13 protein-coding genes are annotated in these 15,929 nt (G+C 62.1%); 10 read left to right on the forward strand and 3 right to left on the reverse strand.

Annotation, left to right across the window (positions count from 1 at the left end):
* Positions 1 to 46 precede the first annotated feature (46 nt).
* On the forward strand, positions 47 to 3,541 hold the full coding sequence (locus JWP26_RS09550) for an AsmA-like C-terminal region-containing protein (protein WP_299726318.1): 3,495 nt from the start codon (positions 47 to 49) through the stop codon (positions 3,539 to 3,541).
* 72 nt (positions 3,542 to 3,613) lie between these two features.
* Here the strand turns inward: JWP26_RS09550 and tyrS are convergent, their stop codons facing one another.
* Together tyrS and JWP26_RS09560 are read right to left on the reverse strand one after the other, a co-directional pair.
* A complete protein-coding gene (gene tyrS, locus JWP26_RS09555) occupies positions 3,614 to 4,864 on the reverse strand; it encodes a tyrosine--tRNA ligase (RefSeq protein WP_299726321.1) in 1,251 nt (416 codons plus the stop codon).
* Between the two features lie 92 nt (positions 4,865 to 4,956).
* On the reverse strand, positions 4,957 to 5,619 hold the full coding sequence (locus tag JWP26_RS09560; RefSeq protein WP_299726325.1) for an alpha/beta hydrolase: 663 nt from the start codon (positions 5,617 to 5,619) through the stop codon (positions 4,957 to 4,959).
* Positions 5,620 to 5,900: 281 nt separating this feature from the next.
* On the opposite strand from JWP26_RS09560, the gene JWP26_RS09565 reads away from it, so the two are divergent.
* The 9 genes from JWP26_RS09565 to JWP26_RS09605 all read left to right on the forward strand — a co-directional run bounded on the left by JWP26_RS09565 (position 5,901) and on the right by JWP26_RS09605 (position 14,571).
* On the forward strand, positions 5,901 to 7,058 hold the full coding sequence (locus JWP26_RS09565; protein ID WP_299726328.1) for an aminotransferase class V-fold PLP-dependent enzyme: 1,158 nt from the start codon (positions 5,901 to 5,903) through the stop codon (positions 7,056 to 7,058).
* A gap of 77 nt (positions 7,059 to 7,135) precedes the next feature.
* Positions 7,136 to 8,620: a Fe-S cluster assembly protein SufB gene (gene sufB, locus JWP26_RS09570; RefSeq protein WP_299726424.1), complete on the forward strand. Its 1,485-nt coding sequence runs from the start codon at positions 7,136 to 7,138 to the stop codon at positions 8,618 to 8,620.
* Positions 8,620 to 9,120, forward strand: coding sequence for a cupin domain-containing protein (locus JWP26_RS09575; protein WP_299726331.1), 501 nt, complete (start codon positions 8,620 to 8,622; stop codon positions 9,118 to 9,120). Before sufB ends, JWP26_RS09575 begins: the two co-directional genes overlap by 1 nt.
* 37 nt (positions 9,121 to 9,157) lie before the next feature.
* Positions 9,158 to 9,919: a Fe-S cluster assembly ATPase SufC gene (sufC, locus tag JWP26_RS09580; protein ID WP_299726334.1), complete on the forward strand. Its 762-nt coding sequence runs from the start codon at positions 9,158 to 9,160 to the stop codon at positions 9,917 to 9,919.
* 3 nt (positions 9,920 to 9,922) lie between these two features.
* A complete protein-coding gene (gene sufD, locus JWP26_RS09585) occupies positions 9,923 to 11,131 on the forward strand; it encodes a Fe-S cluster assembly protein SufD (RefSeq protein WP_299726337.1) in 1,209 nt (402 codons plus the stop codon).
* 27 nt (positions 11,132 to 11,158) lie between these two features.
* Complete coding sequence (locus JWP26_RS09590) at positions 11,159 to 12,379, forward strand: cysteine desulfurase (protein ID WP_299726340.1); 1,221 nt, start codon at positions 11,159 to 11,161, stop codon at positions 12,377 to 12,379.
* Between the two features lie 12 nt (positions 12,380 to 12,391).
* Positions 12,392 to 12,805 carry an SUF system Fe-S cluster assembly protein gene (locus tag JWP26_RS09595; protein WP_299726343.1) on the forward strand — a complete coding sequence of 138 codons (414 nt, stop codon included), beginning with the start codon at positions 12,392 to 12,394 and terminating at the stop codon, positions 12,803 to 12,805.
* A gap of 53 nt (positions 12,806 to 12,858) precedes the next feature.
* Positions 12,859 to 13,239: an iron-sulfur cluster assembly accessory protein gene (locus tag JWP26_RS09600; protein WP_299726346.1), complete on the forward strand. Its 381-nt coding sequence runs from the start codon at positions 12,859 to 12,861 to the stop codon at positions 13,237 to 13,239.
* Between the two features lie 66 nt (positions 13,240 to 13,305).
* The gene (locus JWP26_RS09605) at positions 13,306 to 14,571 is read left to right on the forward strand and encodes a 3-phosphoshikimate 1-carboxyvinyltransferase (RefSeq protein ID WP_299726349.1); all 1,266 of its coding nucleotides are present in this window, start codon (positions 13,306 to 13,308) and stop codon (positions 14,569 to 14,571) included.
* A 194-nt stretch (positions 14,572 to 14,765) separates the two neighbouring features.
* Here JWP26_RS09605 and JWP26_RS09610 read toward each other — a convergent pair whose 3' ends face one another.
* On the reverse strand, positions 14,766 to 15,809 hold the full coding sequence (locus tag JWP26_RS09610; protein WP_299726352.1) for a GGDEF domain-containing protein: 1,044 nt from the start codon (positions 15,807 to 15,809) through the stop codon (positions 14,766 to 14,768).
* Between the last annotated feature and the right edge of the window lie 120 nt (positions 15,810 to 15,929).

Genomic DNA, 15,929 nt, shown 5'->3' on the forward strand with positions numbered 1-15,929 from the left:
TCTCGGGTTGCCAGGAGATACCGGCCATCGCCCGATCTGGAAGCAAGTGAGCGCGTCAACCACTCCCGCAGCAGCGCAGACTCCACCTTCTGCGCAGCGCAAGCGGCCGCCAGCGCGCCATGCCGCCAAAATACTGGTCTGGGCACTCGGCATTCCAGCCACCATGCTGATCCTGATTTACATAACACTGCTGTTCACCCCGATAAGGCTACCCTTTGGCAGCGATGCCGCGCAAGCCGTCGCCCAATCGGCAATGCCCCCCACCAGCAAGCTGCAACTGGGTGAAATGGCACTGGCGTTGGAAGGTGGCGTGTGGCCGGTGATCCACTTCTCGCCTGTGGTGCTGACCGACACCAAGACCGGCGCCAGGGTGGAAATGGCGGCGCTGGAAATCGGGTTTTCACCGGTGCGCGCGCTGTTCGGCCAGCCCGGCGCTACCGTCACAATCGTTAAGCCACACATCCAGATCGTGCAGGACCTGTTCGGGCCGCGCGTCACCAGTTTCGAGATGGTCGACGATCCCAAGGGCGGGCCGCCGATAGTGCGGGTGATGGAGGGGCAGGACGCGTTCCCCTCCGTCGGCATCTCTTCGACTGGCATCGACCTGCGCGGACAGGGCGGGGGAGCCCCCTCGATGGCCCTGCGCTCCGACAATGACTGGCTGATCTATAACCTCGAGGCCAGCGAGCAGGGCATTAGCGAAATCGTCGCCCAGGCCGCCCAGGGCCGCTTTTCCAAGCTGGTGATCCGCGACGGCACCATCGACATGAACGATGCGGTCTATGGACTTTTCCGGCGCTTCGAAAAGATCAATCTCGAAATCGCGCCGTCGGTCGACGGGCGCAGCACCGGCGGTACTTTCTCCGCCACGCTGGGCGGCAAGACCATGGCCGGCAGCTTGTCGCGCACCGTGGACGATGCCGGTGGCGCGCGCCTTGAGGCCGATATCACCAATATTGATTTTGCCTCCTTCCTGCCCTTCATCGATGATGCGCAGAGCATGGCGGCCATCCGAGGCGCGGGGGCACTCTCCATCGACGTGACGTTCGCGCCCAAGACCGGGAAGCTAGTGGATGGCGCCTTCAAGGTGGACATGACCGGGCTCGACCTGCGTCTGCAGGACAGCTATTTCCCCATCGCCACCTCGATCATGGACATCTCCTGGTCTCCGGCTGAGGGGCAGTTCAAGCTGGCCGATGCGGCCCTGCAGATCGGACAGAGCTCGGCCCGTATTTCAGGCATCTTCGCCATGGGGCTGGACCCCAGTTTCGGGCCGACCATTGGCATGTCGATCACGATGCACGACGTCTTCATCCATCCCAATGACATGGCGGCGCCCACCAAGCCATTCGATACAGTGGAGTTTTCCGGCTGGTCGGCGCCCCTTTATGGCGCCCTCGGCATCGATCGCTTGCTGGCCACCAAGGGAGCAGGCCACGTCGAAAGCACCGGCCGCATCGATATGTTGCAGGCTGGGCTGGGCCTCGACATGACCATTGCGGGCGGAGGCGTCAGCGCCGACGACCTCAAGCGCTTGTGGCCTTATCTGATGGGGGGAGAAAGCCGCGACTGGTTCGTCGCCAACGTCAGCGATGGCTCGGTCGAGGATGCGACCCTGCGGTTCAAGTTTCCGGTTGGAACCATGGCCATGGGCGGCGAGGAAAAGCCGATCCCCAAGGATTCCATGACGATCGACATGGTCGGCAGCGGTGTCATGGTCAAGCCGACCGCTGAGATGGCGCCGATTGCTATCGATGGCGATACCAAGCTGCAGGTGCGCGACAGCGACGTGACCATTTCAGCCGGCGGTGGCGCCGTGGACACCGGAAACGGTATCCTGACCGTGACCAATCCGGCCCTTGTCATGGATAATTCAGACCCTACTCAAGGTATCGCCGAGATTTCGGGCGACTTGAGCGGTTCGATCCCCGCGCTGCTGGCACTGGCGAAAAGCCAGCAGCCGGACGCGGTCGCAAACCTCAAGGTGCCGCTCAATCTTGCCTCGCTCACCGGCTCTGTCGCGGTCGGTCTGGTCGCCACGGTTAAGCTGCCCAATGCCAAGAGCGGTAAGGCGCTGGGTTTCGATTATGTACTCAACGGTGCGGTGAAGGATTTCGCCAGCAGCCAGCCGATTCAGGACCACAAGATCGGCGATGGCCAGCTGTCGTTCAGCGCCTCGCAGGACGGCTATCGCGTCGCGGGCGCGGCCAATATCGACGGTATGGCCGCAGATGTTGAAATCGCCGGCACCCCGGCCACAGCGCCAATCTTCCGCTTGGGATCAACCATTGAAGCCAAGGACCTCGCGGCAATGGGGTTCGATGCTTCTGAGTTCCTGACGGGAAAATTGCGCTTCGTCGCCGAACCCAAGGCCGACGGGTCGATCCAGATGGCAATCGACCTCAAGGATGCCGGGCTGACGATCAAGGACATTGGCATTACCAAAGCCGCCGGGGTGGCAGGGAGCCTCGTCGCGACGATCCGGCAGAAGGACAAGCTCACCGAGCTCAGCAACATCGATTTGGCCTTCGGCACGGTGCATCTGGCTGGCGGACTGAAATTCGATGCCGATAAAGGTTTGCAATCGGCTGAGTTCACTCAGTTCGCCCTCAGTGAGGGCGACAGCGCCCAGCTCAAGCTGGCGCCGATCGATGGCGGTTACGCAATCAATCTGACCGGCGCACAGCTCGACCTCAAGCCGATGCTGAAACGCTTCTTCGGCTTGGGTGAGGGCTCCGGCGGTGTGCAGGCCACGCAGTTCACGCAGACGCTGGCGCTCAATATCAATCTGGATCGCGCCCTGGGCTACTACGCGACCACGGCCTTCAATCTGGCACTCGACATGACTTTGCACGGCACCGACATGCGCCGCGCCAACATGACGGCGCAATTCGGCGACAACAACGCCGTGTCGGTGACCACCAATCCCGCCCCGGACGGACGAACCCTTACCGTAGCCTTCAGCGACGCCGGCACTATCCTGCGACTGCTCGGGGTCTATTCCCAACTTGCCGGTGGCGATGGCAGCCTGGTGCTGACCACCAATACCGAGCAAAAGGCCGAAGTCGGGCAACTCCAGTTGCGCAATTTCTCCATTGTCGACGAGGCCAATGTCGCCGAAATCCTGGGCAATCACGCTGACTCTCGCGAAGTTATCGCCAAGCAGAACCGGCTGGATTTTGACGGCGGCGTCGTCACCTTCGTCCGTCGTTCTGACCGCGTCGAAGTCACCGACGCCATCCTTAGTGGCGCGACCGTCGGCGGCACCATGCGCGGTTTCGTCTATACCGATAAACGCCAATACGACCTGACCGGCACCTACGTGCCGCTGTTCGGGCTCAACAGTGCCTTCCAGAAGATTCCGCTGTTCGGCCCGTTGCTCGGCGGGCGGAACGGCGAAGGCCTGTTTGGCGTAACCTTCGCCGTGAAGGGCCCGCTCGACAAACCCCAGTTCAAGATCAACCCGCTATCGGCACTGGTGCCTGGCGCGTTCCGCGAGCTGTTCGAGTTCAGAGCGAAGGAACAGCCTCGGGTTGAATAGGCGAAGCTGAAAAAGGCGCGAGGATGAACCACCGCGCCTTCTGCATCGGCCAGATTGGTAGATAGACTCGGACTAAACCGGCTTGATCAGCGCGTGGCGCTTCTTACCGATGGAGAGCTTGACCACGCCTTCGGGGAGCAGCGCATTGTCGCCGAGGCTCAGTTTGTCGTCGTCGATCAGGGCGTCGTTGACGCGGACGGCGCCGGACTGGATGTGGCGGCGCGCTTCGCCATTGGATCCCGCAAGACCCGCCAGCACTAGGGCCGCGAGGATGCCGACGCCATTGGACAGTTCCGCATGGCTGAGCGTGGCAGTTGGCAGCGACAGGTCCAGCGATCCGGTTTCGAAAGTCGCCGCCGCGGTCGATGCGGCTTGAATGGCAGCATCTCGGCCATGCACGATTGCCGTGACCTCGGTCGCCAGCACCTTCTTGGCTTCGTTCAGCTCCGAGCCACCCAAGGCGGCCAGCCTGGCGATTTCGGACAGTGGCAACCGAGTAAAGACCTTGAGGAACCGCTCCACGTCGGCATCCTCGGTATTGCGGAAATATTGCCAGAAATCATAGGGGCTGAAGAGGTCGCCATTGAGCCAGACGGCACCACTGGCCGATTTGCCCATCTTCTCGCCGCTGGATTTGGTCAACAGCGGCGTGGTCAGCGCGTAGAGCTGCGGCCCGCCCATGCGATGGCTGAGATCGACGCCATTGATGATATTGCCCCACTGGTCCGAGCCGCCCATCTGCAGCACGGTGCCATAGCGACGGTTGAGCTCGACAAAGTCATAGCCCTGCATGATCATGTAGTTAAACTCGAGGAAGCTTAGCGACTGGTCGCGATCCAGCCGCAGCTTGACCGAGTCGAAGCCCAGCATGCGGTTGACCGAAAAGTGGCGGCCCACGTCGCGCAGGAATTCGACATAGTTGAGCTTGAGCAACCAATCGGCATTGTTGACCATGATGGCTGGGTTGGAGCCGCCATAGTTCAGGATGTTGGCGTAAACGCGCTGGATGCTGTCGATATTTGTCTGGATCTGCTCAACCGTCAGCAGCTTGCGCTGGTCATCACGGAATGAGGGATCCCCCACCATCGAGGTGCCGCCGCCCATCAGGCTGATCGCCTTGTGGCCGGTTTCCTGCAGCCAGTAGAGCATGGTCACGGTGATCAGATTGCCGATGTGGATCGACGTCGCCGTCGCGTCGTAGCCGACATAGCCGGTGATCGGTCCGGCCAATGCCTTGGCGTCGAGCCCCTCGGGGTCGGAAATCTGATGGATGAAGCCGCGTTCGTCGAGCACGCGGAGAAAGTCGGATTTGTATTTGGTCATGGGGTGCGATCCCGAATACGAAAAATGCTCATCGGCTCATCCGCGTGGGATGAGCCGTGGTTTGGGTTCCTGATCGCAGACGAAGCGCTCGATCAGCGCCCGCCGCCGGCGGCGATCTCTGCCCGGCGGCGGTCGAGATATTCAGCCGAGCGGTCGGTGAGATCGTCGATCTTGCCCTCGAAGAAGTGGTTGGCCCCTTCGACGACCTGCTGCTCGATATTGATGCCCTTTTGCAGCTTGAGCTTGTCGACCAGCTTCTGCACCGCCGATGGCGGGGCCACGCGGTCCTTGTCGCCATGGATGATCAGGCCTGAGGACGGACAGGGGGCAAGGAAGGAGAAGTCGTAGAGGTTTTCCGGCGGCGCCACCGAGATGAAGCCCTCGACTTCCGGCCGGCGCATCAAAAGCTGCATGCCGATCCAGGCGCCGAACGAGAAGCCGGCGATCCAGCAGCCGCGGCTTTCGCGATTGATGGTCTGCAGCCAATCGAGCGCGGAAGCGGCGTCGGACAACTCGCCGATGCCGTGATCGAACAGGCCCTGAGACCGGCCAACACCGCGCGAATTGAAGCGCAACACTGCAAAGCCGCGCTCGGCGAACATGTAGAACAGATTGTAGACGATCTGGTTGTTCATCGTCCCGCCGAATTGCGGGTGGGGATGAAGCACGATGGCTATCGGAGCGTTTGGCTCCTTGCCGGGCTGGTAACGGCCTTCCAGACGCCCCTCGGGGCCATTGAAAATCACTTCTGGCATGGGTCTACTTTTCCGGCCATTACGGCTCTGTTGATATGGCTCGCCGACCCTTTGCGGGAAGCGCTGCGGCTTGACTAAGCGCGCCTCGCTGCCTAATACAGGCGTCGAAAAACCAGTTTAGAATTATTCGAAACTCGTGTTTTGGCCGCCATCTGGCGGGGAAGTGCGCCCCTTGTAATGAAAGAGGGCGTCAAATTTCAAGAAGTGTTTGGACTCAAGGGCACAACACCGCCCCAGCCCAGGCATGGAAGCTATGAACGGCGCGCATGCGCCATGGGCCCATGATGACCAGACCGGCGATCTATCTCGATCATAATGCCGCGTCTCCGCTGCTGCCGGAGGCCCGCGACGCGCTGGTCGCTGCGCTGAGCATGGTTGGCAATCCGGCTTCGGTACATGGCCATGGTCGGGCGCTGCGCAACCTGATCGAGACGGCGCGGGGGCAGGTGGCCAAGCTGGCCGGGGCAGAGCGCAAGCAGGTGGTGTTCACCGGCTCGGCGACTGAGGCGATCACGCAGGCGATTGTCGGCGGGTCCAAGACGTTTGCCAGCGATGCGGTGGTGGTCAGCGCGGGTGAACATACGGCGGTTTTGAAGGCCGCCGAGGCGACGGGGTTGCCGGTCCTGACGGTCGGCCTTTTGGCCGATGGGCGCGTGGATATGAACAAGCTTGCTGGATTTCTTGCTGATGCCGATGCGGCAAACCAGACGCTGCTGGTGGCGCTGCATTGGGTGAACAATGAAACCGGCGTCGTTCAGCCGATCGAACGGATCAATGCACTGGTCGGACCGACCCGGCATACACTGTTCATCGACGCAGCACAGGCCTTCGGCAAACTGCCTCTCGAATTCGCCGCCTCGGCACCCGATATGATGGCCATAGGTGGCCACAAGATTGGCGCGCCGGCTGGCGTCGGTGCTCTGCTGGTCAAGTCGCATGCCGATACCGTGCGGCTGATCCCCGGCGGCGGCCAGGAACAAGGCCGACGCGGTGGTACGGAAGCGGCGGCATTGATCGCGGCGTTCGGCGCGGCGGCGGAGAGTTTTGCCGGGCACTATGGCTCGGCCGACGTGAAGACGTTGACGGGCGAACTGGAGGCCGGCCTTAGGGCGCTGGCGCCGGATGTGGTGATCTTCGGCGAGGGCGTCGAGCGGATCGGCAATGTGGTCGATTTCGCGGTGCCGGGGGTCAAGAGCACGGTCGCCATGATGGGGCTGGACCTGGACGGCATTTCGGTGTCATCGGGCTCGGCCTGCTCATCGGGCAAGGTCGGCGCCAGCCATGTGCTGGCGTCGATGGGCGTGCCGACCGACCTGGCTGAGTGTGCGCTGCGCATCAGCCTGGGGTGGAATTCCACCCGTGACGATATTGCCGCGTTCTTGCGCGGCTATGAAACCATCCTCAACCGGCAGCGTGGCCGGCAGGGGAAAGCGGCCTGAGGGCCAAGTATTGACGGCTCGCGGCGCCCTTGAAGCGCCGAGGGGCAATTAGGAGAAGCCAGATGGCTGACTACGATATCCCGACGCTCAAGGAAAACATCGACCGGGAGACCGTCTCTTCGGTCCTGGCGCTCGACGTCGACAAGTACAAATACGGCTTCTCGTCCGATATCGAATCCGACATGGCCCCCAAGGGCCTGAGCGAAGACACCGTGCGCTTCATTTCGGCCAAGAAGAACGAGCCGCAGTGGATGCTCGACTGGCGGCTGGAAGCCTATAACCGCTGGCTGACCATGGAAGAGCCGACCTGGGCCAAGGTTCATTACCCCCAGCTCGATTTCCAGGACATGTATTTCTACGCCGCGCCCAAATCGACGCCGGCGCCCACGAGCCTGGATGAAGTCGATCCGGCGCTGCTGGCCATGTACGACAAGCTGGGCATTCCGCTGAAGGAACGCGAAATCCTGGCCGGTGTCGAACGTCCCAATGTGGCGGTCGACGCCGTGATGGATTCGGTCTCGGTCGTGACCACGTTCCGCGAGGAACTGGCCAAGGTCGGCATCATCTTCTGCTCGATCTCCGAAGCCATCCGCGAGCATGGCGAACTGGTGCAGAAGTACCTGGCATCGGTGGTCCCGGTCTCGGACAACTACTATGCGACGCTGAACAGCGCCGTCTTCACCGACGGCTCATTCGTCTACATCCCCAAGGGCGTGCGCTGCCCGATGGAGCTGTCGACCTATTTCCGCATCAACGAAAAGAAGACCGGCCAGTTCGAGCGCACGCTGATCATCGCCGAAGCCGACAGCTATGTGAGCTATCTCGAGGGTTGCACCGCGCCGATGCGCGATGAAAGTCAGTTGCACGCTGCCGTGGTCGAACTGGTGGCGCTGGAAAATGCCGAGATCAAATACTCGACGGTCCAGAACTGGTATCCGGGCGACAAGGACGGCAAGGGCGGCATCTACAATTTCGTCACCAAGCGCGGCGATTGCCGTGGCGACAATTCCAAGATTTCCTGGACCCAGGTCGAGACCGGGTCGGCCATCACCTGGAAATATCCAAGCTGCATCCTGCGCGGCGATAATTCGCGTGGCGAGTTCTACTCCATCGCCATCTCGAACGGCTACCAGCAGGTCGATAGCGGCACCAAGATGATCCATCTGGGCAAGAATACGTCCAGCCGCATCATCGCCAAGGGCATCGCTGCCGGCTTCTCGGACAACACCTATCGCGGCCAGGTTTCGGCTCACGCCAAGGCTAAGGGCGCGCGCAACTTCACGCAGTGCGACAGCCTGCTGATCGGCGACACCTGCGGGGCCCATACCGTGCCCTATATCGAGAGCCGCAATGCTTCCGCGGTGTTCGAGCATGAGGCGACGACGTCCAAGATCTCGGACGACCAGATGTTCTATTGCCAGCAGCGCGGCCTTTCCGATGAGGAAGCCGTGGCGCTGATCGTCAACGGCTTCGTCCGCGACGTGCTGCAGCATCTGCCCATGGAATTCATGGTGGAGACGCAGAAGCTGATTTCGATCTCGCTGGAAGGCAGCGTCGGCTAATGGCGGAGCAATCCAAGCCCGTGATCTCTCTCGGCGACCTGTCGCTGGATGGGTGGGAGCGTGGCACGCTCTATAAGTCGGCGGATATTTCGTTTGGCAAGCTGCTGGGGCTAAAGGGGCTCGGCATCAGCTACAACGAAGTTCCAGCTGGCAAATCGGGCTGCCCGTTCCACAATCACCATGTCGAGGACGAGCTGTTCGTCATCCTCGAGGGCGAAGCGACCTATCGCTTTGGCGAGCAGTCGTTTGAGGTCAAGGGCGGCGACGTGCTCGGCGCTCCCGCTGGCGGCAAGGACACGGCGCACCAGATCATCAACTCCGGCAGCGTGACTTTGCGCTATCTCGGCGTTTCGACCATGGCCGCGACTGAAGTCTGCGAATACCCCGATTCCGGCAAGTTCCAGGTGACCAGCCGTCGCCCGGACGGCAGCCGCATTCGACATTGTGGCCGCGAGGGCCAGAACCATATCGATTATTGGGACGGCGAGCCCGGCGCTTGAGAGCGCCATTGCCCCGTTCATTCACTGGAGATTTTCTATGACCACCCCAATCCTTGAAATCCGTAACCTGCACGCGCGCATCGAAGACCGCGAAATCCTCAAGGGCGTGAACCTGATCATTCCGCCCGGCCAGGTGCATGCCGTGATGGGCCGCAACGGCTCGGGCAAGTCGACGCTGAGCTATGTCCTGGCCGGCAAGGAAGACTACGAAATCACCGAGGGCGAAGTGCTGCTCGACGGGCAGGACCTGCTGGCCATGGAGCCCGACGAGCGCGCTGCTGCCGGCCTGTTCCTGGCCTTCCAGTACCCTATCGAAATCCCCGGCGTCGCCACCATGACCTTCCTCAAGGCGGCGATGAATGCGCAGCGCAAGAAGCGCGGCGAGCCCGAAATGCTGACGCCCGACTTCATGCGCGCGGTCAAGCAGGCCGGCGTCGATCTCAACGTCGACAATGACATGCTGAAGCGCCCGCTCAATGTGGGTTTTTCGGGCGGCGAGAAGAAGCGCGCCGAAGTGCTGCAGATGGCGCTGTTGCAGCCCAAAATGTGCATCCTCGACGAGACCGATAGCGGGCTCGATATCGATGCGCTCCAGGTCGTCGCCAAGGGCGTCAACGCGCTGCGCTCAGCCAATCGCTCGATGCTGGTGATTACGCACTACCAGCGCCTGCTGAACCATATCGTGCCCGATGTGGTGCATGTGTTCTCGGATGGCCGCATCGTTGAGAGCGGCGACAAGGATCTGGCGCTGCAGCTCGAAGCCAAGGGCTACGCCGACTTCGACAACGCGGCGGCCTGATCCATGAAGCAGACCATGCCAGTCCGCCTGAGCGCGGCAGAAAATACCTTGATCGAACAGCTGACCGGCCTCGGCGCCACGGTGGAAGCCGAGCGCATGACCATGGCCGGCCTGCCGACACGCCGCGTCGAAAGCTATCACTATACCGACCTCAAAATGCTGCTGAAGGCGGTTCCGCCTCTGGCACAGGCGGCCAATGAAGCCAGCGCCCCGGCGCTGCGCGTTGCAGGCGCCCATCAGGTGATGATCGCCAATGGGCGCGTGCAGGAAAGCGGCACGGCCCCGGCCGGTGTCATCATCGGCAAGGCCGACGGCGCGGCGCTGACCAACCGTGATGACGTGTTGGTTCATCTCAATGGGGCGCTGGCGAAAGAAACGCTGACCCTGACGCTGGACGGCACGGTTGACCCTGTGGTGCAGATCGACCGGCGCACCGAAGGCGCTGCGGCACATTCGGCCAGTTCGGCGCGGATTTTCGTGGCGGATAATGCGTCGGCCGTGGTGCTGGAGACCTATGCGGGCTCCGACGCCGCACATGTCGCCAATCACGCGAGCTACGTCACTGTCGGCAAGAACGCGGTGCTGACGCATATCACTGTCGACCTGAGCAGCAAGTCCGCGACGCATTTCGCCACCAATGAATATACGCTGGCCGAGGGCGCCAAGCTGCGCACGCTGACCATTCACGCCGGGGCAGGGCTTGCCCGCTCGCAGGTGTTCGCGCGGTTTGCCGGAGAGGGCGCGCATGCCTACTTCACCGGGCTGAACCTGGTGGATAACGGCCAGCATCTCGATATCACCATCGATATCAACCACGCCGTGCCGAACACCACCTCACAGGAGCTGTACAAGCAGATCGCGCGGGGCCGCTCCAAGGCGGTGTTCCAGGGGCGCATCATGGTGTCGCGCGACGCGCAGAAGACCGATGCCAAGATGATGATGCAGGGTCTGATGCTGTCGGACGAGGCGGAAATCCTGTCGAAGCCGGAACTCGAGATTTATGCCGATGACGTGGTCTGTGGTCATGGCTCGACCTGCGGCGAGCTGGATGAAGACTCGATGTTCTACCTGATGAGCCGCGGCATTCCGAAAGCCGAGGCCGAAACCATGCTGGTGCGCGGGTTCCTCGAGGAACTGGTTGACCCGATCGCGGACGAAGCCCTGGCCGAAGCGCTGCATGGCGTGATCGATGGGTGGCTTCTCGGGAAGTAAGCGGGCGCCTTGCCCGGAAAGTATGTGATGACCTTCGACCTCGAAAAAGTCCGTGCCGATTTCCCGATCCTGGCCGAGCAAATCCACGGCCATCGGCTGGTTTATCTGGATAGCGGCGCGTCGGCGCAGAAGCCGGTGCAGGTGCTGGACCGGATGGATTATGCCTTCCGGCACGAATACGCCAACGTCCACCGCGGCCTGCATACGCTCGCCAACCGGGCGACGGAGGCCTATGAGGGCGGGCGGCATGCCGTCCAGAAGTTCATCAACGCTGCACGGCCCGAGGAAATCATCTTCACCCGATCGGCGACCGAGGCGATCAATCTGGTGTCGTCGTCATTCGTTGGGCCGCGCATTGGCGAGGGCGACGAGATCGTCACCACGATCATGGAGCACCACTCCAATATCGTGCCGTGGCTCTTCCATGGCGAGCGCCAGTGCGCGGTGATCCGCTGGGTCGACGGGACCGACGATGGTAGCCTCGACATGGCCTCGTTCGAGGCAGCGCTGACCGATCGCACCAAGATCGTCGCGGTGACGCATATGTCCAACGTTCTGGGCACGGTCAATCCGATCAAGCGGATTGTTGAGATCGCGCATGCGCGGGGCATTCCTGTGCTGGTCGATGGATCGCAAGGCGCCGTTCATACCAAGGTGGACGTGCAGGACCTCGGCGCCGATTTTTACATCATGACCGGGCACAAGCTCTACGGGCCGACCGGCATCGGCGTGCTCTATGGCAAGTATGACCTGCTGGCGGAAATGCAGCCCTATCAGGGCGGTGGCGAGATGATCGATACAGTGACGCTGGACAGCGTGACCTATAACGAGCCGCCGCATCGCTTCGAGGCGGGCACTCCGCCGATTGTGCAGGCCATCGGGCTGGGTGCGGCGCTGAAATATATGGATGAACGCGGCCGCGAGGCGATCGCGGCGCATGAAGCCGAGGTCGCCGACTACGCCCATGAGCGGCTCAGCCGCATCAACTCGCTGCGCCTGATCGGCACGGCGCCGGGCAAGGGCGGCATTTTCTCGTTTGAAATTAAGGGCGCCCACGCCCATGACGTCTCCACCATTCTCGACCGCTACGGCATTGCCGTGCGGGCGGGAACGCACTGCGCCCAGCCGCTGCTCAAACGTTTCGGTGTCACCTCTACCTGCCGCGCCTCCTTCGCCCTATATAACGGCAAGGACGACGTGGACGCGCTGGTGGACGGCATCGAACGCGCCCAGAAATTTTTCGCGTAAGCGAGGACTAAAATGACCGACGAATTCGAGATCGACGAATCCAAGATCGCCCCTGCACCGGCATTGCCGGAGCCGCCGCGCATCGTGCCGAACCATACCGGCTCGCTGCCCGAGGCAGATGTGGAGCGCATCACCAGCGACCTCATCGGCGCGCTCAAGACCGTCTATGACCCGGAAATCCCGGTCGATATCTATGAGTTGGGGCTGATCTATAAGGTCGACCTGGATGATGATCGGAACTTGGTCATCGACATGACCCTGACCGCGCCCGGCTGCCCGGTGGCCGGCGAAATGCCCGGCTGGGTGGAAAACGCCGCCCGTGCCGTCGAAGGCATCCAGGACGTGACGGTCAACATGGTGTTCGATCCGCCGTGGGATGCCAGCCGCATGAGCGAGGAAGCCCAGGTCGCGCTGAACTGGTGGTAATTCCCACCAGGACGCGCTATATATCGTGAATTGACGATAGACGAGGTTACCCGATGGCTTTCAAGATCATGTCGCTGACCGATGCCGCTGCCGAGCGCATCACCGAGATCATCGAAGATTCGGAAAAGCCCGTGATCGGCCTGCGCGTCGGCATCAAGAATGCCGGTTGCGCGGGCGTGTCATACACCATGGACTACGTCGCCGAGCCGGTGAAGGGCGACGACCACGTCACCGACAAGGGCGTGGACGTCTGGGTTGACCCCAAGGCCACCATGTACCTGCTTGGCACGGTGATGGACTTCGAGGTCGCCAAGATGAGCTCGACTTTCACGTTCAAGAACCCCAACCAGACCGGCGCCTGCGGCTGTGGCGAGAGCGTGACGCTCAAGCCCGCCGATCTCAAGGCTATCGCCGAGGCGCGCGCCACCGCCTGATTGCGTCGGGCGCGCATTTGGCCTAGGAGGCAGGAGCAATTTCGGCTCCAGCCTTAGAGTAGTCCAATGACCGCATTGCCCGCGGCCCTTACCCTTATTCCGCCCGGCCACCCCCTGGTGGGGCGCGTCTCGCCCCCCGGCTCCAAATCCATCACCAATCGCGCGCTGCTGCTGGCAGCGCTGGCCAGTGGCACCAGCCGGCTGACCGGCGCTCTCAAGAGCAAGGACACGGTGCTGATGGCCGCCGCCCTGCGGCAGATGGGCGTGAGCATCGAGGAACCAGACGCGACGAGTTTCGTCGTCACCGGTAACGGCAAGCTGACGCAGCCGGATGGGCCGCTGTTCCTCGGCAATGCGGGCACGGCGACGCGCTTCCTGACCGCAGCGGTGGCGACAGTGGACGGCACCGTCATCGTCGATGGCGACGCGCATATGCAGTTACGCCCGATTGCGCCGCTGGTGACCGCGCTGCGCTCGCTGGGCATCGATGCGACGGCCGAGACTGGCTGTCCGCCGATCACCATTCACGGCAAAGGCAGTTTCGGGCAGGGGCGCGTCGAGATCGATAGCGGCCTGTCCAGCCAGTATGTCTCGGCCCTGCTAATGGCGGCGCCGATGGGCGAGGGGCCAATCGAAGTAGCACTCACCGGCACAGAGATCGGCGCGCGCGGCTATGTCGACCTGACGCTGGCGGCGATGCGAGCGTTTGGCGCCAATGTCGAGCAGATCGATGCCGGCACTTGGCGCGTCCTACCGACCGGATATTTGGCGGCCGACTTCGTCATTGAGCCCGATGCTTCGGCCGCGACCTATCTGTGGGGCGCTGCGGCACTCACTGGCGGCGATATCGACCTCGGCGTGGCTCCCGATGCCTTCACACAGCCGGACGCGCTGGCTCAGGCGGTGATCGCGCAGTTTCCAAACTTACCGGCTGTGATCGACGGCTCGCAGATGCAGGACGCGGTGCCGACCATCGCTGTTCTGGCGGCATTCAATAATACGCCGGTGCGCTTCGTCGGCATCGCCAATCTGCGGGTCAAGGAATGCGATCGGATCTCGGCGCTGTCGACCGAGCTTAATCGTATTCGAGCGGGTCTGGCGCGCGAAGAGGGGGACGATCTGGTGGTCAATAGCGATCCGGCCCTGGCGGGGCAGACGCTGCCGGCACGGATCGAGACCTATGCCGATCACCGCATCGCCATGAGCTTTGCGCTGGCAGGGCTCAGGATCGGCGGGATCACCATCCTCGACCCGGCCTGTGTCGGCAAGACCTATCCCGACTACTGGGAGATGCTGGCGGGTTTGGGCGTGGGTATGATGGCGGGGGAATAAGGCGGACAACCGCCGCCGCGAAATGCTTGATCTATCCCAATCACCGTCCTTCCCGCGGACTTGATCCGCGGGCCATTGGCCGCTTATGCCATCCTGACAGAGGCCCCGGATCAAGTCCGAGGGAAGAACAGTGAGGGGTAAACACGGATGCGCCCAATAAGCTTCATCGGCTCTGCAGGTGCTTCCGCGAACGCCTAAGCCGCGCGGATATTGGCCAGGTCGATCTCGCTGACGACGCGGTTGCGGCCGGCATGTTTGGCGGCGTAGAGGCAGCGGTCGGTGCGTTCGATCAGGGAGTTGGCCGTGTCCGAAGGATGGAACACCGCCACGCCGAACGAGGCGGTGATGCGCCCCAGCTTTTCGTTGGTCGAGCGCTTCATCAACTCCTTGGCGGCGATGGCCTTGCGGATGTTCTCCGCCACGATCATCGCGCCTTCCAGGTCCGTCGAGGGGAGGATGGCGACGAATTCCTCGCCACCATAACGCGCGGCCAAGTCCTTGCTCTTGATGTTGGACTTGAGCGTCATCGCCACGAGGCGCAGGACCTGGTCACCGGTCTGATGGCCATAGGTGTCGTTGAAATTCTTGAAATAATCGATGTCGAGCAGCAGCAGGCAGAGCGGGTTCCCATTGGTGCTGGCATCGGCCATGGCGGCGGCGAGGCCTTCGTCAAAGCTCTTGCGGTTGGCGATTTTGGTCAACGGATCGAGCAGGGATTCGCGCCGGACATCGTCGAGGTCCCGTTGCAGCGAGGCGATATCGTCGCGCGAGGCTTCGAGCTGCATTTCCAGCGCACGGTTGGTGTCCTGCATGCGGCGGGTTTCGGCGAGCAGGCGGTCAGCCAGGGTCTTCATGGCCGGACCGGTGATCTCGCGGTCGAGGTCGCCGCTGGCGGCCTGCAGCGAGCCTGAATAGGCGTTGGCCGTGGTCATCGCGGAATCGATGGCGTCATGCACCGCTTCGATGCGCGCGTGCATGCGTTCCGAGACGTTGGAAATGCGGTCGTTGACGTCCGATTTCAGGAATTCGTTGTAGAGCGTTTCCGCCAGATCGAGCGTCGGCGACTGGCCGGCGCGGAAGATGGCGTTGATGCGATCATTCAACGTCGGATTGACGCCGGTGGCATAAGTATAAAGCAGCTCGTAAAACTGCGGATAGGGCGGAATACTGCTGCGCTTGAGCAGGTCGAAAGCGGAATTGGCATAGCCAAGCGCGCGTTTGAATTCCTGTTCCGACACAGTTTCCCCCGCGCCTCAGGCGCTCACAGCAACGGCCTTCGCCGCAAGCATCGCATGTTTCAGTACCGCGTCGAAGGTCAGGATGACAACTATACTCATCATCCTTTCAACTGACTTAGC

It is taken from the genome of Devosia sp., assembly GCF_028290435.1.
In the GTDB taxonomy this organism is placed as follows: Bacteria; Pseudomonadota; Alphaproteobacteria; order Rhizobiales; family Devosiaceae; genus Devosia.

Bases quoted from the DNA above. Each gene is read 5' to 3' on its own strand.
- tyrS (WP_299726321.1), bottom strand. From the start codon at position 4,864: ATGACCAAATACAAATCCGACTTTCTCCGCGTGCTCGACGAACGCGGC.
- JWP26_RS09560 (WP_299726325.1), bottom strand. From the start codon at position 5,619: ATGCCAGAAGTGATTTTCAATGGCCCCGAGGGGCGTCTGGAAGGCCGT.
- JWP26_RS09565 (WP_299726328.1), top strand. From the start codon at position 5,901: ATGATGACCAGACCGGCGATCTATCTCGATCATAATGCCGCGTCTCCG.
- JWP26_RS09575 (WP_299726331.1), top strand. From the start codon at position 8,620: ATGGCGGAGCAATCCAAGCCCGTGATCTCTCTCGGCGACCTGTCGCTG.
- sufC (WP_299726334.1), top strand. From the start codon at position 9,158: ATGACCACCCCAATCCTTGAAATCCGTAACCTGCACGCGCGCATCGAA.
- sufD (WP_299726337.1), top strand. From the start codon at position 9,923: ATGAAGCAGACCATGCCAGTCCGCCTGAGCGCGGCAGAAAATACCTTG.
- JWP26_RS09590 (WP_299726340.1), top strand. From the start codon at position 11,159: ATGACCTTCGACCTCGAAAAAGTCCGTGCCGATTTCCCGATCCTGGCC.
- JWP26_RS09595 (WP_299726343.1), top strand. From the start codon at position 12,392: ATGACCGACGAATTCGAGATCGACGAATCCAAGATCGCCCCTGCACCG.
- JWP26_RS09600 (WP_299726346.1), top strand. From the start codon at position 12,859: ATGGCTTTCAAGATCATGTCGCTGACCGATGCCGCTGCCGAGCGCATC.
- JWP26_RS09605 (WP_299726349.1), top strand. From the start codon at position 13,306: ATGACCGCATTGCCCGCGGCCCTTACCCTTATTCCGCCCGGCCACCCC.